The 217-nt window shown below is 49.8% G+C and carries 1 protein-coding gene; it reads right to left on the bottom strand.

What is annotated here, in order from left to right; translation table 11 throughout:
• Window positions 1–217, bottom strand: a 217-nt coding sequence (locus tag AB4585_RS26145) for a hypothetical protein (RefSeq protein ID WP_372171673.1), incomplete at both ends; no start/stop codon positions are given.

Raw genomic sequence — 217 nt, 5'->3', positions numbered from 1 at the left:
CGCTGCAGGTAGGTGGCGAGTACAGTTGGGTTTCCAGGGAAGGGGAAGTTCCCTATTGAGCAGTTGAATTCAATCCATTGCTTTGAAACCTGCATTAAAGACTTAAGCGAGTTAGCGCTTGAGTTTGAGCGCATGGCATTGTATTGGGCGTAGAGTTCAAGGGCTTGCTTTGAGTCGGGGCGACTTGGGTCAACGAAGGGGGCGATGTCTATAAAGT

Source organism: Vibrio sp. 10N.222.49.C9, assembly GCF_041474985.1.
In the GTDB taxonomy this organism is placed as follows: Bacteria; Pseudomonadota; Gammaproteobacteria; order Enterobacterales; family Vibrionaceae; genus Vibrio; species Vibrio crassostreae_C.
The sequence above is the reverse complement of the archived record's forward strand: the minus strand, read 5'-3'. Positions and strand labels throughout refer to the sequence as shown.